The sequence below is a fragment of the Bacillus sp. HMF5848 genome (assembly GCF_003944835.1).
Taxonomy (GTDB): Bacteria; Bacillota; Bacilli; order Bacillales; family HMF5848; genus HMF5848.
In genome coordinates this window covers 2,026,033-2,052,929 of record NZ_RWIV01000001.1, presented here as the reverse complement: position 1 = coordinate 2,052,929, position 26,897 = coordinate 2,026,033, and the positions used below count along the sequence as shown (strand labels likewise).

General features: G+C 35.9%; 27 protein-coding genes, 1 tRNA gene and 1 pseudogene. 10 read left to right on the top strand and 19 right to left on the bottom strand.

From position 1 onward, the window contains the following. Positions 1–41 precede the first annotated feature (41 nt). The 6 genes from tlp to acnA form a co-directional block, all read right to left on the bottom strand. Positions 42–275 carry a small acid-soluble spore protein Tlp gene (gene tlp, locus EJF36_RS09775; protein ID WP_125906143.1) on the bottom strand — a complete coding sequence of 78 codons (234 nt, stop codon included), beginning with the start codon at positions 273–275 and terminating at the stop codon, positions 42–44. A gap of 356 nt (positions 276–631) precedes the next feature. After that, positions 632–775: an acid-soluble spore protein N gene (locus tag EJF36_RS09770; protein WP_125906142.1), complete on the bottom strand. Its 144-nt coding sequence runs from the start codon at positions 773–775 to the stop codon at positions 632–634. A gap of 58 nt (positions 776–833) precedes the next feature. Continuing rightward, positions 834–965 (bottom strand): FbpB family small basic protein, encoded by a 132-nt coding sequence (locus tag EJF36_RS09765; protein WP_125906141.1) that lies wholly within the window; start codon positions 963–965, stop codon positions 834–836. 160 nt (positions 966–1,125) lie between these two features. Beyond that, complete coding sequence (locus tag EJF36_RS09760; protein ID WP_185806871.1) at positions 1,126–1,626, bottom strand: peroxiredoxin family protein; 501 nt, start codon at positions 1,624–1,626, stop codon at positions 1,126–1,128. 18 nt (positions 1,627–1,644) lie between these two features. Continuing rightward, on the bottom strand, positions 1,645–2,049 hold the full coding sequence (locus EJF36_RS09755) for a hypothetical protein (protein WP_125906139.1): 405 nt from the start codon (positions 2,047–2,049) through the stop codon (positions 1,645–1,647). 131 nt (positions 2,050–2,180) lie between these two features. Beyond that, complete coding sequence (gene acnA, locus EJF36_RS09750; protein WP_125906138.1) at positions 2,181–4,892, bottom strand: aconitate hydratase AcnA; 2,712 nt, start codon at positions 4,890–4,892, stop codon at positions 2,181–2,183. Between the two features lie 236 nt (positions 4,893–5,128). Here acnA and sspO point away from each other — a divergent pair, with 236 nt between their 5' ends. Further along, positions 5,129–5,278: a small acid-soluble spore protein O gene (gene sspO, locus EJF36_RS09745; RefSeq protein ID WP_125906137.1), complete on the top strand. Its 150-nt coding sequence runs from the start codon at positions 5,129–5,131 to the stop codon at positions 5,276–5,278. A gap of 67 nt (positions 5,279–5,345) precedes the next feature. Here sspO and EJF36_RS09740 read toward each other — a convergent pair whose 3' ends face one another. Further along, positions 5,346–5,600, bottom strand: a complete 255-nt coding sequence (locus tag EJF36_RS09740; protein ID WP_125906136.1) for a hypothetical protein — start codon at positions 5,598–5,600, stop codon at positions 5,346–5,348. A 126-nt stretch (positions 5,601–5,726) separates the two neighbouring features. On the opposite strand from EJF36_RS09740, the gene EJF36_RS09735 reads away from it, so the two are divergent. Then, entirely contained in the window at positions 5,727–5,873 is a 147-nt protein-coding gene (locus EJF36_RS09735) for a small acid-soluble spore protein P (protein ID WP_125906135.1), read from the top strand. A 283-nt stretch (positions 5,874–6,156) separates the two neighbouring features. On the opposite strand, the gene selA is transcribed toward EJF36_RS09735, so the two are convergent. Together selA and EJF36_RS22180 are read right to left on the bottom strand one after the other, a co-directional pair. Continuing rightward, positions 6,157–7,545, bottom strand: coding sequence for an L-seryl-tRNA(Sec) selenium transferase (gene selA / locus EJF36_RS09730; RefSeq protein WP_125906134.1), 1,389 nt, complete (start codon positions 7,543–7,545; stop codon positions 6,157–6,159). Positions 7,546–7,695: 150 nt separating this feature from the next. Further along, positions 7,696–7,878 (bottom strand): annotated as a pseudogene (locus EJF36_RS22180) (Rdx family protein); the annotation flags it as partial. Positions 7,879–8,032: 154 nt separating this feature from the next. Between EJF36_RS22180 and selD the strand changes: the two are divergent. Continuing rightward, positions 8,033–9,085 (top strand): selenide, water dikinase SelD, encoded by a 1,053-nt coding sequence (selD, locus tag EJF36_RS09720; protein WP_125906132.1) that lies wholly within the window; start codon positions 8,033–8,035, stop codon positions 9,083–9,085. A 145-nt stretch (positions 9,086–9,230) separates the two neighbouring features. On the opposite strand, the gene selB is transcribed toward selD, so the two are convergent. After that, entirely contained in the window at positions 9,231–11,129 is a 1,899-nt protein-coding gene (gene selB, locus EJF36_RS09715; RefSeq protein WP_125906131.1) for a selenocysteine-specific translation elongation factor, read from the bottom strand. A gap of 580 nt (positions 11,130–11,709) precedes the next feature. Between selB and EJF36_RS21485 the strand changes: the two genes are divergently transcribed. The 4 genes from EJF36_RS21485 to EJF36_RS09700 all read left to right on the top strand — a co-directional run bounded on the left by EJF36_RS21485 (position 11,710) and on the right by EJF36_RS09700 (position 16,093). Continuing rightward, positions 11,710–11,806 (top strand) — tRNA-Sec (locus tag EJF36_RS21485). Positions 11,807–12,622: 816 nt separating this feature from the next. After that, entirely contained in the window at positions 12,623–13,465 is an 843-nt protein-coding gene (gene proC / locus EJF36_RS09710) for a pyrroline-5-carboxylate reductase (protein WP_125906130.1), read from the top strand. A gap of 68 nt (positions 13,466–13,533) precedes the next feature. Beyond that, entirely contained in the window at positions 13,534–14,652 is a 1,119-nt protein-coding gene (gene proB, locus EJF36_RS09705) for a glutamate 5-kinase (protein ID WP_125906129.1), read from the top strand. Positions 14,653–14,830: 178 nt separating this feature from the next. Then, positions 14,831–16,093, top strand: a complete 1,263-nt coding sequence (locus EJF36_RS09700) for a glutamate-5-semialdehyde dehydrogenase (protein ID WP_125906128.1) — start codon at positions 14,831–14,833, stop codon at positions 16,091–16,093. Between the two features lie 360 nt (positions 16,094–16,453). Here the strand turns inward: EJF36_RS09700 and EJF36_RS09695 are convergent, their stop codons facing one another. Beyond that, positions 16,454–18,106, bottom strand: coding sequence for a Na/Pi cotransporter family protein (locus EJF36_RS09695; protein ID WP_125906127.1), 1,653 nt, complete (start codon positions 18,104–18,106; stop codon positions 16,454–16,456). A gap of 200 nt (positions 18,107–18,306) precedes the next feature. Here EJF36_RS09695 and EJF36_RS09690 point away from each other — a divergent pair, with 200 nt between their 5' ends. Beyond that, positions 18,307–18,732, top strand: a complete 426-nt coding sequence (locus EJF36_RS09690) for a DUF2621 domain-containing protein (RefSeq protein ID WP_125906126.1) — start codon at positions 18,307–18,309, stop codon at positions 18,730–18,732. A 279-nt stretch (positions 18,733–19,011) separates the two neighbouring features. Here EJF36_RS09690 and EJF36_RS09685 read toward each other — a convergent pair whose 3' ends face one another. After that, entirely contained in the window at positions 19,012–19,470 is a 459-nt protein-coding gene (locus tag EJF36_RS09685; protein ID WP_125906125.1) for a CcdC family protein, read from the bottom strand. 135 nt (positions 19,471–19,605) lie between these two features. Further along, the gene (locus tag EJF36_RS09680) at positions 19,606–20,313 is read right to left on the bottom strand and encodes a cytochrome c biogenesis CcdA family protein (protein WP_125906124.1); all 708 of its coding nucleotides are present in this window, start codon (positions 20,311–20,313) and stop codon (positions 19,606–19,608) included. Between the two features lie 191 nt (positions 20,314–20,504). Between EJF36_RS09680 and EJF36_RS09675 the strand changes: the two genes are divergently transcribed. After that, complete coding sequence (locus tag EJF36_RS09675) at positions 20,505–20,687, top strand: aspartyl-phosphate phosphatase Spo0E family protein (protein ID WP_125906123.1); 183 nt, start codon at positions 20,505–20,507, stop codon at positions 20,685–20,687. 107 nt (positions 20,688–20,794) lie between these two features. On the opposite strand, the gene EJF36_RS09670 is transcribed toward EJF36_RS09675, so the two are convergent. From EJF36_RS09670 to yneA, 5 genes are all read right to left on the bottom strand, one after another. After that, a complete protein-coding gene (locus EJF36_RS09670; RefSeq protein WP_125906122.1) occupies positions 20,795–21,013 on the bottom strand; it encodes a YneF family protein in 219 nt (72 codons plus the stop codon). A 77-nt stretch (positions 21,014–21,090) separates the two neighbouring features. Further along, positions 21,091–21,534 carry a sporulation inhibitor of replication protein SirA gene (sirA, locus tag EJF36_RS09665; RefSeq protein WP_125906121.1) on the bottom strand — a complete coding sequence of 148 codons (444 nt, stop codon included), beginning with the start codon at positions 21,532–21,534 and terminating at the stop codon, positions 21,091–21,093. 216 nt (positions 21,535–21,750) lie between these two features. Then, a complete protein-coding gene (gene tkt / locus EJF36_RS09660; protein ID WP_125906120.1) occupies positions 21,751–23,751 on the bottom strand; it encodes a transketolase in 2,001 nt (666 codons plus the stop codon). A 283-nt stretch (positions 23,752–24,034) separates the two neighbouring features. After that, positions 24,035–24,259 carry a DUF896 domain-containing protein gene (locus tag EJF36_RS09655; RefSeq protein WP_125906119.1) on the bottom strand — a complete coding sequence of 75 codons (225 nt, stop codon included), beginning with the start codon at positions 24,257–24,259 and terminating at the stop codon, positions 24,035–24,037. Between the two features lie 79 nt (positions 24,260–24,338). Beyond that, entirely contained in the window at positions 24,339–24,641 is a 303-nt protein-coding gene (yneA, locus tag EJF36_RS09650; RefSeq protein ID WP_125906118.1) for a cell division suppressor protein YneA, read from the bottom strand. 143 nt (positions 24,642–24,784) lie between these two features. Here yneA and lexA point away from each other — a divergent pair, with 143 nt between their 5' ends. Continuing rightward, positions 24,785–25,408, top strand: coding sequence for a transcriptional repressor LexA (gene lexA, locus EJF36_RS09645; protein ID WP_125906117.1), 624 nt, complete (start codon positions 24,785–24,787; stop codon positions 25,406–25,408). Between the two features lie 130 nt (positions 25,409–25,538). Here the strand turns inward: lexA and glnA are convergent, their stop codons facing one another. Continuing rightward, a complete protein-coding gene (gene glnA, locus EJF36_RS09640) occupies positions 25,539–26,873 on the bottom strand; it encodes a type I glutamate--ammonia ligase (protein ID WP_125906116.1) in 1,335 nt (444 codons plus the stop codon). Positions 26,874–26,897 lie beyond the last annotated feature (24 nt).

Below are 26,897 nucleotides of genomic sequence, written 5' to 3'. Positions count from 1 at the left end.
AATAAAAAGACCTGCATGTGTGCAGGTCTTTTAAGTCATAATTATTTATTCTCACGGTATTGTGCTTCATCTTTTATTTCACTTCGCATCGCCTCAATGGATTCCTCACGACGATGATTTTTATCTTGAATCTTTTGTTTAAGTTCCTCTGAATCGGTAAATGCCATAGATTCTTCTGCTCTTTCGATATTTTCAATTGTGTTATGAACCATCTCCTGTAGCTTTTCTACATTATCACTACGATCATCTGGTTTTGGTGTGTTATGTTGCGTCATCTCAATTCCTCCTATAATGTTCTATGTAACGACAAAATTATTATGTGCACATGAAGCTGTTTATATGACAAAACACAAAAACGTTCATGAAATTTTCAACTTGTCTCATTATTGTAGATGATGAAATAATAATTGAGTTTAAGTCTATATTAATCAGAATAGCTTAGAAACTAAATTCAAAATTGACAGGCTAATAAGCGTTGCAAGGGGCTAATGACTAATGGTTGAAGCTTGACAATAATCTTTTGCAGAAAAAAAGAAAGGCTGTACACCTTTCTTTTCCTCAATAAGTCAATAAATACAAGCATTTCACCTTAACTAATTTCAAGTTTTAATTCATCAATCAATTAAGATACTCATTCACCTTTTGTTTGTATAACTTGTGGCGCTTCATTTGATTTAGTTTGCATTTTTTTACCTTTATTTCCTCCAAATCCTCGTCCTTTAGTACCTACATGATTCGGATTAAAGTGTGTTTGTGTATCATTTTGATTTGACATTTTAATATCGCCTCCCTTTGTCATTTTGACCAAAGCAGAGGTTCTTCATGCATAATAATTACTCGGCTTTTTTTACCATTTTTTCTTCTAATCTTGCTTCTAATCGCTCTAAAGCCGCTTGATCTTTTAATAATTGCTTTTTATTTTCATTTATAAGCTCTTCAAAAGTACGTTTTCGAATTCTTCTCACGGTTTTCACGCTCCTTACATTAATTATACATAAAATTATTCCCATGTAACCGCTTAAATATTACAACTTTTTGAAAACTTTGAACATAAATAAAAAACAGATATAAAAAAAGTAAAAAGGTAACCATTTTGGAGGTTACCTTTTACGCACATCACTTTTATTAATTTAGCTTTTCTGTATACTTTTCCATGTCACCTTCACTTAATGGTCCCGTATGCTTAATTTGGATAACGCCATTCGTATCAATAAAATAAGAAGTTGGAATAGTAAGAACTTGATACATTCTTTGTACCCTTGATCCTTCATCTAATAAAATTGGGAAGTTCATACTATAATCATTGGCAAATGCTTTTACATCGGATTTTGGGTCCAGATTCACAGCAAGAATTTCAATATCCTCCTGATTTTCTTCATAAAACCGAATCATTTCTGGAATCTCAACCTTACATGGTGGACACCACGTTGCCCAAAAGTTTAGAAGAACCTTCTTCCCTTGGTAATCACTTAGCTTTACAAGCTTGCCATCTAATGTTTGTAGTTCGAAGTCTTGTGCTTTTGTTCCTACCGTTGTGCCAGTAACTGCTTCTTTAGGAGATAAAGCAACAAATAACCCTGCTCCTACGATAATTAGAAATAATAATGATGGCAATAATTTTTTCACTACAATAAACCCCTTTACTTAAAAAATTGTATGTAATATTAAATAAACGAACAAAGAAGATGCAACACTTACAGAATACACTCTAACTAGGAGTATGTTAGGTAACGTTATTGTTTTTATTTTCCAAGCCACATAAATTAGTATGCTTAAAATTCCTAATATAACTCCTACTCCTCCACCATCAAAGTATAACAGGCCTAAAGGGTTTTCAAATAGTAATGTTGGCCTTAACAATATAATACTAAATTTAAACACAACAATATATATAAGAATACTATTAATAGCTGTATCTGTTACTTCTTTATACACATCAGGGTATTTATTCATTTGCAATTGTAACACAATGTAGCCGACAATAACTGAAAAAGCATACATTAACCAAGAAACTTGTATAATCACAGACCCTATTGCAATTTGTTCCATCTATTTCACTCCAAATTCAACTACATTATTCAGCATATTTAGCATATGCAAATTAAAAGCACGAGAAATTTCTTCCCCGTGCTTGTATCTTACCTTTTTTTAATTGTTTAGTTAAGCATTTTGCTCAATTCTTACCCATGTAGTTTGTCACGAAGTACCATCTGTAAGATACCACCATGACGATAATAATCTATTTCCACTTCACTATCAAAGCGAACCAACACTTCAAATTCTTTCTTATTTCCGTTTTCATCTGTTGCCGTTACAGTTACATAATCACGTGGTTTAACATTTTCGTCAATTGCAACTGCAAATGTTTCTTTACCAGTTAAGCCTAAAGTGTCAGCATTTTCCCCATCTTTGAATTGGAGTGGTAATACACCCATTAACACAAGGTTAGAACGGTGAATACGTTCAAAGCTCTCGGCAATAACAGTTTTAATACCTAATAAGTTAGTTCCTTTAGCAGCCCAGTCACGAGAACTTCCCATACCATAGTCATTACCTGCAATAACAAGTAAGCCAGTATTATCTTCTTTATATTTCATACATGCATCATAGATAGCCATAATCTCGCCTGTCGGCCAATACGTTGTAAAGCCACCTTCTGTTCCAGGTGCAATTTGGTTTTTAATACGGATATTAGCAAACGTACCGCGCATCATCACTTCATGGTTACCACGGCGTGATCCGTAAGAGTTAAAGTCACGCGGACTTACCCCATTAGCTTGTAGGTATTTCCCTGCAGGTGTATCCTTGCCAATTGCTCCGGCAGGTGAAATATGATCTGTCGTTACAGAGTCGGCAAATTTTCCTACTACGCGAAGACCTGACAATGCATTTACCTTACCAGGCTCTTTTGATAGCCCTTCAAAGAATGGTGGGTTTTGAATGTAGGTCGATTTATCATCCCACGTGTATAAAGCATCATCTGAAGTTTCTATTTCATTCCAACGAGCGTTATCATCAAATACACGCTCATATTCTTTACGGAATAGTTCTGGCGTAACAGTTTGCTTTACAACTTCTTTAATTTCATCCATTGATGGCCAAATGTCCTTGAAGAAAACATCGTTACCATCCGCATCTTTGCCAATAGCTTCTTTTTGCAAGTCAACATCTACTGTTCCAGCAAGTGCATAAGCCACTACTAATGGAGGAGATGCTAAGTAATTTCCTTTTACTAAAGGATGGATACGCCCCTCAAAGTTTCTATTTCCTGATAATACACTTGTCACAAGTAAATCGCTATCAGCAATAGCTGTTTCTATTTCATCTAAAAGCGGTCCTGAGTTACCAATACATGTTGTACAGCCATAACCAACTATGTTAAAGCCCAACTGTTCCATGTAAGGTAACAATCCAGAATTCTCTAAATATGCTGTAACAACCTTAGAACCTGGTGCTAATGAAGTTTTAACATATTTTGGTACCGTTAGGCCTTTTTCAACAGCCTTTTTAGCAACTAATCCTGCTCCAATTAATACGTATGGATTAGACGTATTTGTACAGCTTGTAATTGCTGCAATTGCGATATCACCCGTACGCATTGTTGCAGTATCGCCATTTATAAATTTTATCGTTACTTCTTTATCAAGGTCTTTTTTATCGAGGCCAAATCCTTGATTCCCAGCAGGTGCTGTTAGCGCTGCTTTGAAAGAATCCTTCATTGTTGATAAAGGAATTAAATCTTGCGGACGTTTTGGACCTGATAAATTAGCTTCTATAGTACCAAGATTAATTTCTACAACATCTGTATATACAGGATCTTCAGCATCAGGTGTAAAGAATAGGCCATTTGCTTTACAGTAATCCTCTACGACTTTTATATGCTTTTCTTCTCGACCAGTTAAACGTAAATATTCAAGTGCTTCGCTATCGACTGGGAAGAAGCCACATGTTGCGCCATATTCTGGTGCCATATTAGAAACAGTTGCTCTGTCTGCTAGCGGTAAAGTTGCTACACCAGGACCAAAGAATTCTACGAACTTCCCAACAACCCCTTTAGTTCGCAACACTTGCGTAACCTTAAGGGCTAAGTCAGTAGCTGTTGTACCATTTGGAAGCTCCCCAACTAATTTAACTCCCACCACTTCAGGAACTGGGAAATAAGATGGTTGACCAAGCATTCCTGCTTCTGCTTCAATACCACCTACACCCCATCCAAGCACACCAATACCGTTAATCATTGTGGTATGAGAATCTGTTCCCACTAACGTATCTGGGAATAATTCTGTCTCACCATCTTTATTTTCAATAGCATGAACGACATTAGCTAAGTATTCGAGGTTTACTTGGTGTACTATACCAGTTGCTGGAGGAACAGCACGATAATTATCGAATGACTTTTGTGCCCAGCTTAAAAATTTATATCTTTCTGCATTTCTTTCAAATTCTAACTTCATATTGAAGTCTAATGAATCAGAAGTACCTGCTTTATCTACTTGTACGGAATGGTCAATTACTAAATCCACAGGAATTTCCGGGTTAATCTTTTGTGGATCTCCCCCTATATCTGCCATAGCTTTACGTAAAGATGCTAAGTCAACAACAGCAGGAACACCTGTAAAGTCTTGTAAAATTACACGAGATGGTTTAAAAGGTACATCTACGTCTTTTTGTTCATCTGTACCCCATTTCGCTAAATTTTCAACATGATCTTTTGTAATAACTCTTCCATCCACTTGACGTAGTACCGATTCTAGCAATACTTTAATAGAATACGGAAGATTTGAAACCTTAGCTACTCCAGCATCCTCTAAAGCTTGCAGTTTGTAATAATGATACGTTTCTCCGTTAACCTGTAAAGAAGTTCGAGCATTAAAAACATCTTGCTTACTCATTTTCTTACCCCCTCTTACAAAGTGAATATTCCAATTTAATAGAATATTATGTATTGGATCTCCCATCCAATTAGTGCTTACGTTATCATAATATACTAATCTTAAATATAAGTAAATATCAAGAAAGTTATTCATTTCGATAAGTTTATCTTATGATTACGTTTTTATAATTAATTACGTTATAAACAGCACATACTATGAAAGAGTTGTAAAATATATAGGAGTTGATGGAAACAATGGCGAAAAGAAAAGCGAATCATATTATTCCTGGTATGAATGATGCAAGCGGTCAAGGTAAAGGTACTGGTTATAATGAAGAAATGCAAAACGAACCATTAACAGCCGAACAAAGACAAAACAATAAGAAACGTAAGAAAAACCAATAGCCCACTTTCTTCATTACAAAACAAAGCCGATTCCTTCAATTTCTAAGGAGTTCGGCTTTGTTTATTCTTATTGATTAACTTGAGAAACAATGCTTTGTATATCCTGTTGCATTTGTCTCAATTGATTTCGTTGTGTGTCTGAAGCAACTTCTAGTGCATTTTCAATCTGAGCGTATGCTTCATTTATCTCATTTTTCAAGTCTTTAAGTTCTGCACCATAACCCGGGTCATTAATAACTAAACTTTCGTACACATCTATAGCTTCCTTTACACCCTTTTGTGCTTCTTGATAAGCAAATTGTTTATCTTTATGATATGTCATAAACTGCCTCTCCTTTTATAAAATCGTGTTACGCTCTTAGATTTCAGCAAAAGTACGTAAACTATTCATCGAATAAAGTATAAGGTGTTTTGTCATGATAATACATGAAGAGAGGAGGGCTCTATCATGGCTGAACATAATGATTTTAAAGATATGAGACGGAACAGCCCAAAGGCAAACAAAGGTTCACAGCCTGCACCCTTAAGCGGGTCAAAAAAAGTCAAAAACCGTAACCATACTCGCCAAAAGCACAATCAAGGTCATGATATGTAAGTAAGGTTCAATCGCCTTGCTTAAATGACGAAACAAAAACCGGATGAGCATTAAATCTATAAAACACGGTGTAAGGAAAATTAATGAGGCCCATTTATGGAACTTTCCAAAAATACAATGTAAACAAAATTATAATGCACACGAAAAAACGGATGTCAAAGAAATTTGACGTCCGTTTTTTAGCTCCACTTTGAATAATAATTGTGTAGTCTTGTTTTTATACTTATATATATTAAATAACCACATTTGTACCGTTCTCTTGTGAACAAGTTGTATATAGGAGTTAATCTCCACCTAATTCTTTTAGAGCTTTAGAAATAATATGAACTTCCTCATTCGTTAACGTCCTAAAATCAAGGAACACTATATCGTCTTTAATTCTTGTAACAATATGATATTGTTTTCGTAATAGGTCGTGTAAAGCATTTCCATCGATTGTATCAGTTTGAATTCGTACAGTCCAGGTGGGAAGTTCTACATCCGGCATTGTACCACCACCAACCTTAGATGTGTCTTCATGAAGCTCGCAACTATATTGTGGTGCTAAGTTTTTTAACAAGCTTATAAAGTCTAAAGCCTTTCTTTTAATAACAGCTTTATCTGTTAAAATGTCCCTAACAACAGGAATGTCTCTTGTTGTTTCATCTCGCAAATAGGCACGAAGAGTTGCTTCTAACGCTGCCAGAGTCATTTTATCAACACGAAGTACTCTTGCCAATTGATGCTTTTTAAGTTTTTCTATTACTTGTTTTTTGCCGGCTATAATCCCCGCCTGTGGCCCTCCTAATAGTTTGTCTCCACTAAAAGATACGACATCTATCCCTGACCGCAATACTTTAGCAACTACTGGCTCATCACCTATTCCATAACTAGCATAATCAAATAAGGCTCCACTTCCTAAGTCCTCATATAGCAGAATAGATTCTTTTTTACACAAGTCAACTAATTCACTACTAGGAACTGTTTTATGAAACCCTAAAATTTTATAGTTACTCGTATGAACCTTCATAATCATAGCAGTATCGGGACTGACAGAATTTTCATAGTCATACATATGTGTCTTGTTAGTTGTACCAACTTCGACTAAATTCGCCCCACTCTCTTCCATAATCGAAGAGATTCGAAATGACCCGCCTATTTCAACCAATTCACCTCGTGACACAATTACCTCTTTTCCTTTAGCCAAAGCTTTTAAAATTAAGTACACGCTGGCAGCATTGTTGTTCACAACCATAGCCGCTTCAGCACCGGTGGTTTGTGTTACAAGGTCTTCGATTAAGTCATGGCGAGATCCACGCTTTCCGGTATCAATATTATATTCTAAATTACTGTAATTACGACTAGCTTCTACCACACTCGTTATAGCTGAATCACTTAACCGAGCGCGACCAAGATTAGTATGTAAAATAGTACCTGTTGCATTTATTAAGCGATTTAAGCGAGAGTTGAAAACCTTTTTTAGACTCGCTTCCGTATTAATAAAAATTTCGTCAAGGATTGTCGTTGTAGGCTCATACCCATTTATAATATTAATTCTAAGTATATGTATCTGCTCCTGTAAAATTGAAGTTAATGTCGGAACCGTGACATTATACATTTCACATAAATTTTGAAAGGATACGTGTTTTTGCAACTCATGAATAGCTGGTATTTGACGCAATATATGGTTCATTTTTTAAACTCCTCCAAAAAACACTCTCTCTCATTATATCACTACGAGTTTATTTTCGTATGTTATGTCACAAAACGAATCTCTACAACTGGTCATATTCGTAGCTAGGAAAGATCAACTAAAAACAGGAGGTTATTCACCTCCTGCGCACTATTTCTCCATATCACTAATTAAAGTCTTTGTATCCGGAAAAACTCCTGTTTCAAGTTTGGAGTATATCTTTTCATCATTTACGAACACTTCAAAGGCACCTTTAGAACTCGGTACAAGCTCGAATGAAGTAATTTGCGAGCGAAAATGTGTAAACAATTCTTCCGCGAGACCCGCGGCTTTTGGTGCGTAGTTTCACTGCATGCAAAACTGAATTATAAGCTTATATTGTTTTTCCATAAACATATCTCCTCCTAAAACATTTGTTACAAAGTATTGTATAATAATCTTAGGCTATTCTGCAAAATTATTTACTTTTCAACGGAGGTTTTAAAACATGAGCGAACATGAGAAAATTCGTCTTACCAGTTTATCTACAAAAGCTGGCTGAGGCTGTAAACTTGGTCCGGATGACCTGGCACAAGTTTTGTGTCAATTAACCCCACAACGTTATGATAATAATTTATTAGTTGGTAATGATACATCAGATGACGCCGGTGTATACCAACTAACTGAAGATTTAGCTATTATCCAAACAGTAGATTATTTCACACCTATTGTTGATGATCCATACATGTTTGGCGCGATCGCCGCAAGTAACGCTTTAAGTGATGTTTACGCTATGGGTGGCACACCAAAAACCGCATTAAATATCGTTGGTTACCCAATAAAAAAACTCGGTAACGAGATGCTAGTTGAAATTTTAAAAGGGGCTCAAGACAAAGTGGCTGAAGCTGGAGCTATCATAGTCGGTGGTCATTCTATTGACGATAATGAACCTAAATTTGGTCTTAGTGTCACAGGTATTGTGCACCCTCGGAAATTTTGGAAAAATGTTGGAGCACAGGAAGGCGACGCACTTATCCTTACAAAACCAATAGGTGTTGGTATTATGACAACTGGTATTAAGCGCGGAGTAGCCACGGAACAGCAAACTGTTGAAGTAATGGATGTCATGGCCTTACTTAACAAAATAGCAGCAGAAACTTTATCATCTTTCCAACCAAATGCCGTCACTGATATTACCGGGTTTGGTCTACTTGGTCATGCATACGAGGTGGCAAGAGGAAGTAATGTTTCTTTTATTGTTGACTCTACTAAAGTTCCCGTTCTAGACGGTACTGAAAAACTAGCAGTAGACGGGGTAGTACCTGGCGGATCTAAATCCAACCACACATGGCTACAACCACATGTCAAGTACGAAGAGCATATAAGCCATGTCCAACAGCTTGTTCTCTGTGATGCTATAACATCAGGTGGGCTATTTATTAGCTTACCCGCTCACGAAGCAGAAGCTTACGTGAATGCTATGCATAACAATGGTCATACTTATACAAGGATCATTGGTAGCGTTGTAGCAAAAGAAGATTACTCAATTTTTGTAAAATAGGCCTCACGCTCAGCGATCTAGGTGCTGTAGGAGATTGTCGCTAAAAGAAACTGAACATATCAACTTTTAACCAGAATGTCTCCTACACTAACGCTTTGATTTAAGCAATATAAAAAAGCTAGGAATTGCTCCTAGCTTTTTTAAATTAATTAAAAACATCACTCGCGTTTTTATTCCATTTTCTAACATTATCTTTACGTACTGTAATATCGAGCTTATCCAATAGTTCAAGAAATGGAACTACATACTTTCTTGATAAGTTAAGTACTGCTTTAACAGCTTGAATATCAAAAGTATTGTCCGTTTCACGTTTCAATGCTCGAATTGATTCTATTAAAGAGTCACGATGAATATATTCTTTATCAGTTAACATATATAAGATTTGACTATCAATCAGAAATTTAACGAAATCATCAGCCACATTTGTAGGGATACCAGCTTTAGAAATATACTCGATAAAAGGCGCTACTTGTAATTGGTCTCTTCTAACACTTTCAACACAGCTTTCCATTCTTTTTGCCCACTGCTTTGGGAAATGAGCTTGAAATGAACTTGTATAGATATAAGGGCCTTTTCGTAACAATTTATTTTCTTCTTCCAGTACAGATAAAATTAAATCTCCTATCACTTTCGGAAGATGACTTTGAGCTAACAGCTGTGCCTTATCGATACCAGGTCTCATCGGATAGTTAGTATGATAAGTTTGTACTTCTTGTGTAAAGGTAACTTTAAGAGATGCCACCTGCTCATGAAGAATACAAAAAGAATCTTGAATAACTATTAGTTCATTTGCTATTTCCATTCTTTTTAGAATGTCCACACTACAATTGGCTCGTTTTGTTAACTCCTCGATTTTTAAGTATTTTTCAACAATTAGTATATCTCGCACCCTTTGTTGCGGTGTACCATCACGCTTACTTCGCAACGAATTAATAGTCTCCTCACCGAATCGGTATCTCTCACCATTTGGGTCTATTATCCACCCCCCAGCAATTGTCTCTACAGGAGATGGACGTCGAATAACAAAACGGTCTCCCCTTTTTACGATAACATCCTCTTGAAGTCGAATTTGACAAAGAATCTCTCCATCTGTTTGTTCAACAATATTTCGGTCAAAAAAGACAATTTGACCAGATACTTCAGTGGTACCTGTATAAAAGCGAATTGGCATGCGTTGTTTAATTGGGTGCTCTAAGTCGTTAACGACATGAAGCGCAACATCAATAACATTATGTGAAGTATAGGCGTGTTCAGTTGTAAGAACTTCCCCCCTATGTATCTCTTCCTTCGTTACACCAGCAACATTTATTGCAGCACGTTGACCTGCAATAGCCATAGGAACAGCTTGTCTATGAACTTGTATTTGCTTTACTCTTAGCTGTTTACCTTTTGGATAAACTGTAATTACGTCTCCCTCCTGCACTTTACCATCATAGATTGTTCCGCGTACAATAGTACCTTGCCCTTTCATACTGAATACTTGGTCAATAGGCATGCGAAAAGCAGCGTCAACATTTCTTGGCTTCGTTTCTAGCAATTGTTCATAAACAATAGATTTAAAATCATCTATTCCAACATTATGAATACTATCTACTAAAGCAATTGGAGAGTTTTCAAATATAGTTCCGGATAATTGATCTTTTATATCCTCTTTTACAAGATCCGTAAATCCTGATTCCACCCGATCTATTTTTGTAATTGCAACTATTCCTTTTTTGACCCCTAAAAAAGAAAGTATTTCTACGTGCTCTTTTGTTTGTGGCATAACTCCTTCATCAGCGGCTACTGCTAAAATGACTAAATCAATACCCGCTACCCCCGCTATCATTTGCCTAATAAAACGCTCATGACCTGGAACATCAATAATAGACACTTTCATGTCCGCCCCTAATTCAAAGGGTGCATATCCTAGTTCGATAGATATACTACGTTCCTTTTCTTCCTTTAAACGATCCGTATCTATTCCAGTCAATGCTTTTGTTAACGACGTTTTTCCGTGGTCAATATGCCCTGCTAATCCTAGAGTAAAAAAGTTCTGATTCATCAATTATCACCATTTTCAAATTGTCATGTCTTTACTTTATGAAAAAAACAAAAATAGTTCAACCATCATACTAACAATGTTGCAAATTCTATAATTTTTATGTACAATCATAGTCCTTTCACTTAGAGAACACCATTTACACATACTTCATAAGTACAAGCATATATTGTTCGCAGGAAAAGTTCATTTTTTTGAGGTGAGGTATATATTTACTTGTTACATGCGTGTATTATGCAGTTCTAGGGTTAAGCTTAGCACTTCCCATATGCCCTATGTATGTAGAAGTATTACGACGAGGTTTAACACAAAGATTTTGGTCGCCATGGTTAGTTGGCTTAGGAGGTGACATCTTTTTGTATTTGCAGCCTTTTTATTATTTTAGGTTTATTCATATTGAACTTAAATATTGTCTTAACCATTTATTTTTCTAATCGTCTCCTAGTGTCATTTTCTTAAGCTTAATTACATTTATAGCCGGTTTAAGTTTGATTGGCCTCTTCACTTAGCATACAAGCTCTTGAGAATCATAGATTGAATTTATATTATACTACTGATATAATATTAAATGTTATTTTAATTCGGGGTCGGAAGGGTAGCTGGTGCGCTCCACGGTCTTCAAAACCGCTCGGGAGGCGCGTGTCGTCTCCGCTGGGTTCGATTCCCAGACGGTCCCGCCATATCAACGTTTTTAAGACCTTGTAAAAAATAGTTTTTTACATATTGACCGTGTGTGAAAATATAAATAAAACTGTTCAACCTCCTTTGCTATGTAGAGCTACTCTCTTCATTATGAAGGAGTTTTTTTACGTACGAAAAAAATCACCACCAATCTTTCATAACTGTAGATTACGTCGACGTTTGTTGAATAAGGTGTTCTTATTTTTCCACTTATCTTCTACTTCAATCGCAATCCCAGGTTCTTCAATAGCTATCTGTGTTTGTGAATCTCTCAAATTAAGCGCTAACGCAATTATATAGAGCATTCCTAATTTCTATTAGAACATCAAAACCAATAACAAACCATACACTCCCCAAAAACACCCAAATATCCCCCTATCTTAGTACCCCACTCTGTTGTACCACTTTATTTTGAACGAATAAACAAGAACCAATATTTTGATTATTCATTACACATATAGGTACTTAAGTGTAACTCCTTGAGGACTATACTCTTTGTCGCTTTAATACATTAATATTGTATCCCGGCATTGGTTAAGCACTAAATATAGCGATAAGCAACGCGGAAATTTTGTTATATTTCCTTAAATTCAAGGATTTGAGCGTGAATAACGTAATAAGAGAAACTGAGTATGAAATGTAATCGCTTCCTCTCACTATTTTGGCCTTTTCCATATGACTTTCTGAAAACACCTTGATAACAATTCCAGACGTGTTACGATTAAATACGTTCAAAAAACGGTCACAATTATAGATCAAATGATTATAAAAAATTGATTTTTTGACGACTTCATCAATATCTAGGAGTGAAAAAATTGCTAAAAGATAAAACAGTAGCCTTTTTAGGTGCAGGAAATATGGCGGAAGCGATGGTTGCTGGTATGGTGAGCACAAACGTTGTACCACGTGAGAAAATATTCGTTACAAACAGATCTAACATAAAACGACTTCAACAGATTAAAGAAACATACAATGTAACAATCATGTCAAAAACTGAACTATCATTCGATAAAATTGACGTATTATTTTTGGCTATGAAACCTAAAGATGTTGATACAGTATTAGCATCACTAAAACATTCGTTACATCCAGACACTATTGTATTATCTGTGTTAGCGGGTATTACAACTGCTCATTTAGAAGCTGGTTTGGTACGTGGGCAATCCGTTTTACGAGTTATGCCTAATACGTCAAGCACGTTACAAGAATCAGCTACAGCTATTTCAGCAGGTACACACGCTACAACGGAACATATTCGTTTAGCAGAAGAATTGCTGCAAAGCATAGGCAAAGTTTATACAATCCCTGAAACACAGATGGATATATTCACAGGTATAGCTGGAAGTGGACCGGCGTATTTTTATTATCTCATGGAGCATATGGAAAAAGCTGGTGTGGAGGGCGGATTAGAACCCAAGCTAGCACGAGAAATTGGAGCACAAACGATATTAGGTGCTGCGAAGATGATGGTAGAACGCACAGAATCACCATTCGAATTAAGACAAAATGTAACATCTCCGAACGGCACGACAGCAGCGGGTCTAGAAGCACTTTCCAAGAACGGCGGAGGAAACGCCATTAAGCAGGCTATCAAAAGTGCAGAACGAAAATCAAAGGAAATTAGTGCAAAATTAAAAGGCATGCTTATAGCTCAATAAACTCTAACTAAAAATATTAAAAAAGTAATATACACAGGCAAGAAACAGTCAGTACTAGGAGTGATAGAATGTCCCATGACAGCAGGAAAAAACGTGTCGTAATTAAAATAGGTAGCAGTTCGTTAACAAGTATGCACGGTGAAATTAGTCGACGTAAATTAGAGAGATTAGTTGATGAAGTAGCTCGTTTAAAAGATGACGGTCATGAAGTCTTATTAGTTTCATCAGGTGCTGTGGCAGCAGGATATCGTAAATTAGGATGCTTAGAGCGCCCCAATTCATTACCAGAAAAACAAGCAGCAGCAGCAATCGGTCAAGGTTTGCTTATTGAAGCCTATTCTGACCTCTTCTTGTCGCATGGGTATGTAGCGTCACAGATACTTATTACACGCAGTGACTTTTCCGATGAAAATAGATATAACAACGCAAGAAATACGATTAATGTATTGTTAGAAAGAGGGATTATTCCTATCGTGAATGAAAACGACACAGTCACGATTAATCGATTGAAATTTGGTGACAATGATACTCTATCTGCTAAAGTTTCAGCGTTAGTAGATGCTGACCAGCTACTTATTTTATCTGATATAGATGGGTTATATAATTGTGACCCCCGAAAAAATAAGAATGCTACATTACTTGATCGAGTAGAAGAAATTACAAGCGACATTGAAGACATGGCAGGAGAGCCAGGAAGTGCAGTTGGTACAGGTGGTATGCGCTCTAAAATAGACGCTTTTAAAATAACGATGGCTGCTGGTATACCAGCATTTCTAGGGAAATCAGGTACACCTGATATTATTTATGAAGCTGTTCATAGAAAAGCGAAAGGCACATATTTTGAGGCGAAAAAAGATGCTACTAATTTAGATTCGAGACAGCAGTGGATTGCCTTTAACTCTGGACCTGAAGGCGAAATTATCATAAAAGAGCCAGCAAAAAACAGAATTAAGGAACAAGCGGGTGGGGTACACTTGCAGGATATTGAAGACATTGCAGGTCAGTTTAAAAAGGGTGCCGTTGTTCGCATCCTAGATTCACATAAAAAACAAATAGCTCTTGGTATTGTCAATTATACCGCACAGGAGTTAGTGAAAGAAACGAATTCCAGTCGAAATAATATAGAAGCTGTCTCTATTGATCATCTTGTATGTCACATTAAAGTTTCACTTCCAGTGGGGCTATAAATAAAATCAAGCACCGTCTTATATAAAAAACGGTTCTTATAATTCCTTTTTTACTATGGCCACTGTTAAACAATGATGTTGATAGCGTACATTGCTCCACAATACAATCAACTAAGTGTAAAAATCAACACTCACCTTTAACACAGCCTTTACTATAAAAAACAATAGGAGGCATTTGATGACCTTAACGAAGACAAACATGGATGTCAAAGAACAAGCTGCGCAAGCTCAAAAAGCGGCTAAATCTCTAGCACTATTAACAACAGAACAAAAGAATAATGCTTTGCTCATAATTGCTAATATGTTAAAAGAAAAAAAGAATACGATATTAGAAGCTAACGAAATAGATTTACAACGTGGGAGAGATAAAGGCTTTGATGAAGCGTTTATGGATAGACTTGCATTAAATGAATCCAGGATCAAAGGGTTTGCTGACGGATTGCGTCAGGTGGTTGAATTAGATGATCCAACAAAAATCATTGAATCAGATTGGGTATTAGAGAACGGTTTACAAGTTCAAAAGGTAACCGTCCCATTAGGTGTGATCGGGATGATATACGAGGCGCGACCGAATGTCACAGTCGATGCTACTGGTCTTGCCTTAAAGGCGGGGAATGCTATCGTATTAAAAGGTGGCTCGAACGCTATCACTTCAAACAAAGCAATAGTCGACGTGATGCATGAAGCACTTGAAAAGACTGATATTCCAAAAGAAGCTGTACAGTTTATAAATACGACAGATCGAGAAGCAACGGAGCAGCTTTTTACTATGAAAGAGCATATCGATGTATTAATCCCACGTGGTGGTGGAGCATTAATCAATGCCGTTATTACAAAAGCGACTGTCCCTGTTCTGGAAACAGGTGTTGGAAACTGTCATATTTATATTGACGAACAAGCAGATGTTGAAAAAGCGCTCTCCATATTGATTAATGCAAAAACGGACCGTCCAGCTGTGTGTAATGCAGCGGAAACAGTGATCGTGCATGAAGCATGGTTTCAAAACAATAAAGACGTGTTCTTAAAAACACTACAGGAGCACAATATATCTATTCATGGAGACGAAAAGTTAGCAAATACTGTACCATTTGTACAGCTTGCCAATGAAGATGATTGGGCAAACGAATACTTAAGCTTAGACATAGCAGTAAAGCTAGTATCGTCTTTAGAGGATGCAGTCGCTCATATTGATCAATATGGTACAAAACACTCAGAAGCCATTGTAACAGAAAACAAAGAAGCAGCAGCAAGGTTTATGACACTTGTTGATGCGGCAGCCATTTATCATAATGCCTCTACTCGCTTTACTGACGGCGGAGCATTAGGATTTGGTGCAGAAATTGGAATTTCAACTCAAAAGCTCCACGCTCGAGGACCAATGGGTTTACCAGCTCTTACAACAGTGAAATTTTTAATGCATGGTACCGGTCAAATACGTTAGACATTAATTAAGGCATGTCTAACGCTACGATAAAGAATCAAAGTTCTAGCAGTGAATGCTAGCATGTAGCTTAAATCTTAACTGAATCGATTAGATTAGAAAAATAAACCATAATAAGAGATTTGTCTGAACACTTAATTGAATGTGTTAATCTCTATATTAAAACCACTCTCCTTCTATATTTTGTGACATGAGAGTGGTTTTTTTAAAATTGTTTGCTAGTACTTGAATACAACTTCTTGAGGAATATATTTTTTTACCATCTATTGCATTCTAGCAAGGATCACACTGGTGATTGCTAGCATGCTTGTAATATATAAAAAACAAGCACTTCAATTGTATGAAGTGCTCGTTTTCTAATTATGCTTTTTTTATATCGTGCACTTTGTTCATATCAATAACCATGTCAGCGATGTTTACTGCATGATCACCAATTCTTTCAAGGTTACTTACGATATCTACAAAAATAATTCCTGCGTGACCAGTACATCCACCTTCATTAAGTCGACGAATATGACTTCTACGCAACATTCTTTCCATAGAATCAATTTGCTTCTCTTGATTTAAAACTTCTTCTGCTAATTTCAAATCGTTCTTATCTAAAGACTTTAATGCATTTTCCAGTGTATCTGCTGTTAATTGCATCATTGTATTTAACTCTTCTAGTGCTTCATCAGAAATATGCAAACGGCGTGAGACCTTGTACTCAATTAATTCTACAATATTCTCCATATGATCACCAATACGTTCAATATCTCTAACTGCATCCATTAGGAAGGAATGTACTTCCGAATCAACATGAGATAACGATTTACCGGAAATCGCTACTAAATAATCAGTGATTTTTCGGTCTAAGTTGTTAATTGCCTCTTCAATTTCATAGGCAATATCAGCATGTTTTTTCTGATTATTCGCCATGAATTGTCTAACTTCTTCTAAACCTTGCTTAGACAAGCTCCCCATGCGAATAACTTCTTTTTTCGCTTGCCCAAGTGCCAAAGATGGAGCTTGATCAATAATAAGATAGTTAAGATTTTGTGGCTTACCATCAACAACTAAATCCTCTCCTGGAATAGCTTTAGTAACTATCCAAGCAATAAATCCAACAAACGGGAACAATAATATTGTGTTTGTTACGTTGAATGTCCCATGAGCGAATGCAATAGTCATCTCTGGATTTAAACCTAGAGAAGTCTGTAAAAATGCAATAAACTTTGTAAACGGGACGAGTAAGATTAAAAACACCACTGTTCCTGTAATATTAAATACTACGTGAGCTAACGCTGCTCGTCTTGCAGCAACAGCTGTCCCAATAGACGCTAATACAGCTGTAATTGTTGTTCCGATGTTGTCACCAAAAAGAACAGGTAAAGCGGCCTGAAGCGTTAAAAGATCTTGTCCAAATAGCTCTTGAAGAATTCCAATTGTCGCACTAGAGCTTTGAACTATAACAGTAAATACTGTTCCGATAACCACACCTAAAAATGGGTTATCACTCATTGAAAGCGTTAAGTCATAAAACGCATCAAGTGAACGCAATGGCTTCATGCCACTACTCATCAATGATAATCCGAGGAATAAAGAACCAAAACCGAAGATTACTTTACCTAGTGACTGCACTTTATTATGTTTGAAGAAAAAGATTAAAAATGCGCCCACTGCAATAATAGGTAATGCATACTCACTAATTTTAATTCCAATAATAAACGCTGTTACGGTTGTACCAATATTGGCCCCCATAATTACACCAATTGCTTGACGTAAAGTCATAAAGCCCGCACTAACTAATCCAACTGTAAGAGCTGTTGTTCCTGAGCTTGACTGAATTAGTACTGTTACGATAATACCAGCTAACACACCCATTAATGGGTTCGTAGTAAAGCGGTCTAAAATTTCACGAAGGCGATCTCCTGCAGATTGCTGTAATCCATCACCCATGTACTTAATACCAAAAAGAAAAATACCTAGACCACCAAAAAACTGAAAAATCATTTCCTGGACATGCAAATCCACTAAAAACACTCCTCTTCGACAAAATCCAACACTAATTATCAACAAAAAGTATCGTTTTGTAAAGATAATATTAAAAACCTTTACATTAACTTAACATTTTTACATAAAATTATTATTTCTCTTCAAATTATAGGTCTTCCCTTACGAAAATCTACTAAATTCATGTATAATACAAGTAGAAATATTTACGAGGTGAAATTATGCTTCAAGGCTGGTTTATGTGGTTTATAGTTTTTTGGTCTATTTTTCTCTGTGGGTCTATGGCTGTAGGCGGATATTTCATGTTTAGAAAATTTTTGAAAAAATTACCTAAAGAAGATGGTAAAAGTGAGATTGACTGGCAAGAATATTATATCCAACAATCTCTCCACCTTTGGACGGATGAAGGCAAATCTTTATTACAAACTCTAGTAAACCCAGTACCTGAGCTATTCCGTGACGTGGCGAAACAGAAAATTGCTGGTAAAATTGGACAATTAGCATTAGAAAACAATGTAAACAAAATTAATCTTGACCTAATTATTAAAGGCTACATTCTTGCCACACCAAAACGAGACCATAAATTTTTAATCAAAACACTTCAAGAGCAAAAGATTGATATTACACCATATGAACAATGGTTTTAGTAAGGCGCGACAAGCACCGACTAACTGTATACGCAATGTCCTGGGACATTGTTGACCTTAAGGCGCCGCAGGTCCTGAGGAACTCTGAATCCACTAAGGTGAATATCTTTATTCTCCCTATTAAGAGTAAAATCGACTGTAAATAGCAAACTTTTTAAAATCATACTTTTCGCAAAAATACTTAAAGAATTCTACTGATGCGTACTAAATGTGCCTAAAGCAAGACTGTAACCTAAATCTAAAAACCTTCTTAATGAAAAGAGCTTAGTTGATATTATTTCAACTAAGCTCTTTTTGTAGCTTTCGATAAGATAAAAACATTGCAATGCGCCACGGTACAATCATACCAAATGCAAGAATCCAAAACATACCACTAAGTTCACCGTAATCAATTGTTGTACTCAAAAAAGATTTTAAGACAATCCGTATGACAAGTAAACCAATAAGAATAAAAATAAAGGCCTTTGACCTTTTTAAATATATATCTGTGCCTCTTATTTCGAAAGATGACGTTTTGATCAGAAAGATTGAAAAAAAGACTCCTACCGCTAGCGCTTCTAATATTTGTGCAGGAGTAACACGAAACATAGGGTGAATAAACATTAAGGCCCCTGTACTCATGAAAATCGGCGGTAAAATAATTTTCTTAGCTGTTGCAGGTTTTTTTGATGCTTTTATCCTTACAAATATTACAAAAGTAGCCATAACGATTGCTAGAATAGAAGATGCTATTGCCATATATTTCATTCCTTTTACATCAAGTTGTTTTCATTATAAGCATATTATTAAGGTACTATCTACTCTAGCCTTTTGACAATTCTTTAATACAGATGAAATTCTTGCTGATTAGTCTTTAAAATTTGTTGAATACTGTCAAAAACCAGTAAAACCACCAAATACATTAGTTAAAAAGATGGTAATCTTTGTCAACCAATCAAAAAACAGCATAACCCCCATTGCAATCATAATGTAGCCACCTATCTTCACTATTTTAAGATTATGTTTACGAATCCATTGCATTTTACCCAGGAAAAATGATAGAACTAAAAATGGTATTGAAAATCCTAAGGAATAAGCTAACATATAAAGCAATCCTGAGCTTGGATTTGTTGCTGCTAAACCTATGACAGATACAAGTATGGGCCCTGTACAAGGCGTCCAACCAGCTGCGAATGCAAGACCAATCAATAAGGATCCTAAATAGCCACTTGGTCTATTTTTGAACTCAAAACGGTGCTCTTTCATTAAAAAATTAGGTTTGAAAATACCAACAATTACAAGGCCAAATACGACTATTAAAATTGCTCCTAATTGTCTAATTAAGTCTTGATATTGAATGAAAAATTGCCCTACAAAGCTAGTACCGAAACCTATAGCGATAAAAATAATTGAAAATCCAACCAAAAACATAACTGTGTGGATTAAGCTCCGACGGCCTAACATAGCATTTTCTGACTTTAATTCTCCAACCGACACTCCTGTGATATAGGATAAAAAGGCTGGATATAATGGTAAACAACATGGTGAAATAAAGGATAGAAACCCTGCACCAAATGCTAAGAAAATATTAATATCATTCATATTAGCTTCTAATACTTTATTTTTATAACAAAAGTATTAGAATCATCCCCCTCTCACAACCGAATAATTGAATAAATCAAGTAACACTTAATATAATAGCATAGTTAAATTTACAAATCTTCCCACTTCCATTTCCCTACCAATTTATGATACAATACGGTAAAACACTAATAGATTGAAGGTAAGGCATCGTGACTAAACAGGAACTTTTAACAATAATTGAAAAAAAGCGTTCTGAACTCATACAAATTGCATTAAGAAACGGTTTTAGTTCCAATTTATCTGTTCAGCATAGCCAAGAACTCGATATACTACTAAATACGTTACATAGATTATATCATGCAGAGCACACCAAACAACGATCACTTTCATAGTGATAGAACCTCTGATTATTACACTCCTTAACAATCCTCAAGTTAAATGTAGCAGAAAAATTACATCCATAAAAGAAAAAGACACTCAATTACCGAGTGTCTTTTTCTTATTTTATCTGATTGTTCATAGCTTTCATCATTTGATTGATTTTCTTTTGAGAAGGTTTCTGTCCCATTTGCATCATCATAACTTTAAGCATTTGCTCATTAATCGGCGGATTCTTCTTCAAATAGCTCATCATGTAACGACGTGCGATAAAAAATCCAAGTGCAGCACCTGCTAATAGGGCTACAATAATGAGTAAAATAGCTAACCACACTGCCATAATTCTTTCCTCCTTCATGTTGTCTACATTACAGTGTACTAGAACTTGTCCTTACATACAATATTTATATCGCAAATTTAGACATATTTTCTATTCCGTATTGGAGCTAACCATCCATATTGACTGTTTTCAAAGTCTATAGCTAAAAAGTATGGGCAATTTTGTCTTAAAACCTCAAAAAATAATGTTTCAGCCTCATATGTGCCGTACGCCTCAAGAGTAATATACGATGTAGCTAGATGCAACTTAGCAAATGATTCTTCTTGTCTATCTGCTACAACAAATGCTTGTGGTAATTTTTCATAGCGGGCGTCGTGTCTTAATTGTTTATGAATAATATATTCTAAATTAAAAACAGAAATAGGCTCCGTAATAAAATTAATTTGTTTCTTTAACAAAGTTAGCATGTCCACACTTTTAGTTTGCTTATATTCTTTAAATAATTTAAAAATTAATAACTCTCTTCCAAAGTATTGTTTAGCAACCTCTTCTTTTACAAGAAAAATCTGATAGGTTCTCATAGTTTTCCTCCAGACATTTCAGTTATTTATTTCAGTATACTAAACAATAAGAGATAATTTTGTCACTTTGTAGGATGGAACCAACACTAAATTTGTCGTATTATGTAGAATCAACATGTAATATACTTAATATTTTAATAATCAAGGTAATATAAATCATATTAATGGCGAAAAGCTCACACAAGATGGTGAGCTTTTCATGTGCTTAAACTGGAATTATAAAATACTCTTAACTTGTTTTACTACATTGTCAACATTAAAGCCGTACTTTTCCATAATAACTTCTCCTGGAGCAGAAGCGCCAAATGTATCAATACCTATAACAACACCTTCATCGCCAACATATTTATGCCAACCTAGTGGATTAGCCATTTCGATACCTACACGTTTTTTAACTTCTTTTGGTAAGATTTTATCTTTATATTCTTGTGGTTGTTGTTCAAAACGATTCCAAGCTGGCATACTGATTACAGCAACATCTATACCTTCTTGACGAAGTACAGACTGTGCTTCGACAGCTAAACTAACTTCTGATCCCGTAGCTAATAACAATGCTTGTGGTGTTTGCTCTTTTGAAGGAGACACAACATATGCACCTTTTTCAACACCTTCATAAGCCTGTGTAGGCGTCGTTTCTAACGTTGGTAAATTTTGTCTAGATAACACCAAAACAGTTGGTGTTTCTTTAGATTCTAGCGCAATTTTCCATGCTGCTGAAGATTCATTGCCATCCGCAGGTCGGATAACGTTTAGATTTGGCATAGCACGTAATGAAGGTAGTTGCTCAACAGGCTCATGTGTAGGACCATCTTCTCCAACTGCTATACTATCATGAGTTAATACATATGTGACCGGCATATTCATGAGCGCGCTTAAGCGAACAGCTGGACGTAAATAATCAGAGAATACGAAGAATGTCCCTCCGAACACTTTAAGCCCTCCATGAAGAGCCATACCGTTTAGAGCTGATGCCATAGCAAATTCACGAACACCAAACCAGATGTTACGCCCATCATAATTTTTAGCAGTAAAATCACCTAAGTCTTTCATATATGTCTTATTCGAACCTGCTAAGTCAGCTGATCCACCAAAAAAGAACGGAACGGATTTAGCTATTGCGTTTATAGCATCACCAGAAGATGAACGAGTTGCTACAGACGTACCTACCTCATATTTAGGTAAAACAGTTTCCAAGTCTACAGCAACATCACCTTTAACAGCTGCTTCAAATTGCTCTGCTAATTCAGGATATTGTTGGCGATATTGCTCAAAGCGTTGCTTCCAATTTTCTTCTTTTTCTGCTCCAGAAGTCTCCACAGTAGTCCGGAAATGCTCATATACTTCATGGGGAACATGAAAATCTGCATCTTCAACCCATTCGTAAGTCTTTCTTGTCAATTCAATCTCTTCTTTTCCAAGCGGTGCACCATGGACTCCTGAAGTTCCTTGTTTGTTTGGAGATCCGTAACCAATTGTTGTCTTCACTTCAATTAATGTTGGTCTACTCGTGTCTTGTTGTGCTTCTTCAAGTGCGCCATGAACCTCGTGTATATCATTTCCATCCTCAACTCGTACATATTGCCAGCCATACGCTTTAAAGCGATCTGCAACACTTTCAGAGAATGAACGGTTTAAATCACCATCAAGAGATATGTCATTCGAATCATAAAGTATCACTAGTCGACCTAATTGTAAATGACCAGCTAAAGAAGCCGCTTCAGCCGAAACACCTTCCATTAAATCGCCATCTCCACAGATTGCATATGTATAATGATCAACTATGTTAAAGTTTTCCTTATTATATGTCGCAGCTAAGTGTCTTTCTGCCATTGCCATACCAACTGCCATTGCTATACCTTGTCCTAAAGGACCTGTTGTTGCATCTACACCTGGTGTGTGACCATATTCAGGGTGACCTGGTGTTTTGCTTCCCCATTGTCTGAAATTCTTAATTTCTTCCATTGGTAAATCATATCCAGACAAATGTAAAAGGCTATACAAAAGCATTGAACCATGACCAGCAGATAGTACAAAGCGATCACGATTAATCCAATTAGGATTTTTTGGGTTATGATTCATATGCTTTGTCCATAAAGTATAAGCCATTGGTGCGGCACCCATAGGCATTCCTGGGTGACCAGAATTTGCTTTTTCGATAGCATCGATAGATAGCGTACGAATTGTGTTGATAGAAAGATTTTCAATTGTATTTGACATCTTGTTCATCCTTTCAATCCAATAAAATCAATAGTAAAAAAACTAATATAAATATCATATATGTAGGAACAAAAATGTACAACCTTTTAAGTAAAATGTCCCAATCTGTTCATACTTATTATGAACATTACACATGTATCATACTAATGACAATAAATAGTTTTCGTACTTTTTATTATTTTAACGTTCATTTTAATTTTTAATGCAGTTATCTACTTTTAATATAAATTAAATTCCTATAAAAACATAAAAAGGATGCATTTATATCAGCATCCGTAATAAGTTATTGTAGTTTTTTCTTATTTTTTAATTTCTTAGGGGTTACATCATTACCTTCTGGGTCCACTACTTTAACATTATCTAAATTATTTTTAAATGCTTGACGAAATGTTTGTAAATATTCTTGACGCAATAATTGTTGTTCTGTAATCTCATCAGGTGTGAGCTCAGTCTGTTTTGCTTTACCGGCTAGCTCATTTAGTCTAGCTAATTTTTCTTTTGATAGCATCTGTAATTACTCCTTTATGTCAATCGTTTACTCGTTTGCTATCATACTAGAGTTAGAAGAGAATTACAAGAAAGGTGTTTTATTCACTATCCGAGAAGGCGTACTGCAAATTGTCCTCGGAAATAGGCAGACGAATTTCCTGACCTACCTTGATCTTCCCTTCATAAAGATGATTAGTCCTTACAACCCAATCAACAAATTCAGGTATAGACATAGAATGCTGTGTTTTATATTTTTCTCCTAACATCCAAAGATTGTCCCCTCTTTCTACAATAACAGTTAGATATTTTTCATCCGACACACTTTTAAATTGTAAAGAGACAAAAACGCATAGAATTGAGATAAGCAAAAGAAAAGCAATATAAAGTCTATAATTTTTCATTTTCTACACCTCGTACATATGTTTGTATATAAATTATAATACGAACAAACGTTTTGTGTCAACGTTTTTTTCGAACTTATGTTTGTACTAACAGGAAAATCATGCTATAATACTATAAAAGAATAAACTGGTGAGGTGACAAAATGACTAAACTATCAAAGAGACAGCAAGATATATTAGATTTTATAAAGCTTGAAGTAAAAGAAAAAGGCTACCCACCTTCTGTTCGAGAAATTGGTGAGGCCGTTGGATTAGCTTCTAGTTCAACGGTTCACGGACACCTATCACGATTAGAAAGCAAAGGATTTATTAGACGTGATCCTACAAAGCCACGCGCGATAGAAATACTAGATAGCGAAGAGTTTAATAATCTTCCTATTAACAATGTTATTAATGTTCCTATTGTCGGAAAAGTTACAGCCGGTCAACCAATTACAGCTATTGAGAATGTTGAAGAATACTTTCCATTACCTGATAGAATTGCCGCTTCGGACGATCAAGTTTTTATGCTAGAAATTGTTGGAGACAGTATGATTGAAGCTGGCATTTTAGATGGAGATTATGTTATAGTACGACAACAACAAACAGCTAATAACGGGGATATTGTTGTCGCTATGACAGAAGAAGATGAGGCTACGGTTAAACGTTTCTTTAAAGAACGTGACCATATCCGCTTACAACCCGAAAATGAAAATTTAGAACCTATTATTCTTCCTAATGCTATTATTTTAGGTAAAGTGATTGGTGTGTATCGTCATATATACTAATACTCAAAAAGCATCCATTAGACGAATGGATGCTTTTTACTGTTATAAAACAGAATATATACATATTACAACTTTTTTATCGCACAAAAAAGAACCTTGATGTAAATGACACCAAGGTTCTTTGAAACTCTTAATATTGAGATAAATATTGCTCGCGTTCCCAAGGATGAACTTGTGTGCGGAACATATCCCATTCAATTTCTTTTGCTTCAACAAAGTGAGCGAACAAGTGTTCACCTAATGCACCAACCACTACTTCGTCAGATTTAAGGCTTTCTAAAGCTTGTGCAAGAGTTGAAGGTAAATCAACAATACCATGCGCTAAACGTTCCGCCTTATCCATTACATAAATGTTACGATCCACCGGCTTTGGTGCTGTTAAGTTGTTCTTAATACCATCAAGTCCTGATGCTAACAGAACTGCCATAGCCATATATGGATTTGCTGCTGGATCCACACTACGCACCTCTACACGTGTGCTTAATCCACGAGATGCCGGAATACGGATTAGCGGACTACGGTTACGTGCTGACCAAGCAACATAACATGGTGCTTCATAGCCTGGCACTAAGCGTTTATATGAGTTAACTGTTGGATTTGTTACAGCAGTAAAGTTTGTTGCGTGTTTTACAATACCCGCGATAAACTGACGAGCTGTATCACTAAGCTCTAATTCACTTTTTGGATCATAAAATGCATTTTCACCATTTTTAAATAATGATAAGTTACAGTGCATACCTGAGCCATTAACTCCAAATAGTGGCTTCGGCATAAATGTAGCGTGTAAACCATGCTTACGTGCTATTGTTTTAACAACAAGTTTAAATGTTTGGATATCATCGCATGCTCTTACAGCATTAGCATATTTAAAGTCAATTTCGTGCTGCCCTGGAGCAACCTCATGATGAGACGCTTCAATTTCAAAGCCCATCTCTTCAAGCTCTAATACGATATCACGACGGCAATTTTCACCTAAATCTGTTGGAGCAAGGTCGAAGTAACCACCGTTGTCGTTCAACTCTAATGTTGGTTCGCCTTTTTCATCAAGCTTAAATAAGAAGAATTCCGGCTCAGGTCCTAGGTTGAAATCTGTGAATCCTAAATCTTCCATTTGTTTCAACACGCGTTTTAAATTGTAACGTGGGCAACCTTCAAATGGTGTACCATCTGGATTGTAGATGTCACAAATAAAACGAGCAACTTTTCCTTTTTCCGCTGTCCATGGGAAGATAACAAACGTATCTACATCTGGATATAAGTACATATCCGATTCTTCAATACGAACGAATCCCTCAATTGATGATCCATCAAACATCATTTTGTTATCAAGAGCTTTTTCTAACTGACTAGCTGGAATCTCCACATTTTTAATTGTCCCTAAAATATCTGTAAATTGCAGGCGAATATACTTCACATTTTCTTTTTCAACAATAGCGCGAATGTCATCTTTTGTGTACTTAGACATTTCTAAATTCCTCCCCTAAAAATA

What these genes read in the sequence shown, in the direction of transcription:
- tlp (WP_125906143.1), bottom strand. Translation starts at nt 275, where the DNA reads ATGACGCAACATAACACACCAAAACCAGATGATCGTAGTGATAATGTA.
- EJF36_RS09770 (WP_125906142.1), bottom strand. Translation starts at nt 775, where the DNA reads ATGTCAAATCAAAATGATACACAAACACACTTTAATCCGAATCATGTA.
- EJF36_RS09755 (WP_125906139.1), bottom strand. Translation starts at nt 2,049, where the DNA reads ATGGAACAAATTGCAATAGGGTCTGTGATTATACAAGTTTCTTGGTTA.
- acnA (WP_125906138.1), bottom strand. Translation starts at nt 4,892, where the DNA reads ATGAGTAAGCAAGATGTTTTTAATGCTCGAACTTCTTTACAGGTTAAC.
- sspO (WP_125906137.1), top strand. Translation starts at nt 5,129, where the DNA reads ATGGCGAAAAGAAAAGCGAATCATATTATTCCTGGTATGAATGATGCA.
- EJF36_RS09740 (WP_125906136.1), bottom strand. Translation starts at nt 5,600, where the DNA reads ATGACATATCATAAAGATAAACAATTTGCTTATCAAGAAGCACAAAAG.
- EJF36_RS09735 (WP_125906135.1), top strand. Translation starts at nt 5,727, where the DNA reads ATGGCTGAACATAATGATTTTAAAGATATGAGACGGAACAGCCCAAAG.
- selA (WP_125906134.1), bottom strand. Translation starts at nt 7,545, where the DNA reads ATGAACCATATATTGCGTCAAATACCAGCTATTCATGAGTTGCAAAAA.
- selB (WP_125906131.1), bottom strand. Translation starts at nt 11,129, where the DNA reads ATGAATCAGAACTTTTTTACTCTAGGATTAGCAGGGCATATTGACCAC.
- proB (WP_125906129.1), top strand. Translation starts at nt 13,534, where the DNA reads ATGTCCCATGACAGCAGGAAAAAACGTGTCGTAATTAAAATAGGTAGC.
- EJF36_RS09700 (WP_125906128.1), top strand. Translation starts at nt 14,831, where the DNA reads ATGACCTTAACGAAGACAAACATGGATGTCAAAGAACAAGCTGCGCAA.
- EJF36_RS09690 (WP_125906126.1), top strand. Translation starts at nt 18,307, where the DNA reads ATGCTTCAAGGCTGGTTTATGTGGTTTATAGTTTTTTGGTCTATTTTT.
- EJF36_RS09685 (WP_125906125.1), bottom strand. Translation starts at nt 19,470, where the DNA reads ATGGCAATAGCATCTTCTATTCTAGCAATCGTTATGGCTACTTTTGTA.
- EJF36_RS09680 (WP_125906124.1), bottom strand. Translation starts at nt 20,313, where the DNA reads ATGAATGATATTAATATTTTCTTAGCATTTGGTGCAGGGTTTCTATCC.
- EJF36_RS09670 (WP_125906122.1), bottom strand. Translation starts at nt 21,013, where the DNA reads ATGGCAGTGTGGTTAGCTATTTTACTCATTATTGTAGCCCTATTAGCA.
- sirA (WP_125906121.1), bottom strand. Translation starts at nt 21,534, where the DNA reads ATGAGAACCTATCAGATTTTTCTTGTAAAAGAAGAGGTTGCTAAACAA.
- tkt (WP_125906120.1), bottom strand. Translation starts at nt 23,751, where the DNA reads ATGTCAAATACAATTGAAAATCTTTCTATCAACACAATTCGTACGCTA.
- EJF36_RS09655 (WP_125906119.1), bottom strand. Translation starts at nt 24,259, where the DNA reads ATGCTATCAAAAGAAAAATTAGCTAGACTAAATGAGCTAGCCGGTAAA.
- yneA (WP_125906118.1), bottom strand. Translation starts at nt 24,641, where the DNA reads ATGAAAAATTATAGACTTTATATTGCTTTTCTTTTGCTTATCTCAATT.
- lexA (WP_125906117.1), top strand. Translation starts at nt 24,785, where the DNA reads ATGACTAAACTATCAAAGAGACAGCAAGATATATTAGATTTTATAAAG.
- glnA (WP_125906116.1), bottom strand. Translation starts at nt 26,873, where the DNA reads ATGTCTAAGTACACAAAAGATGACATTCGCGCTATTGTTGAAAAAGAA.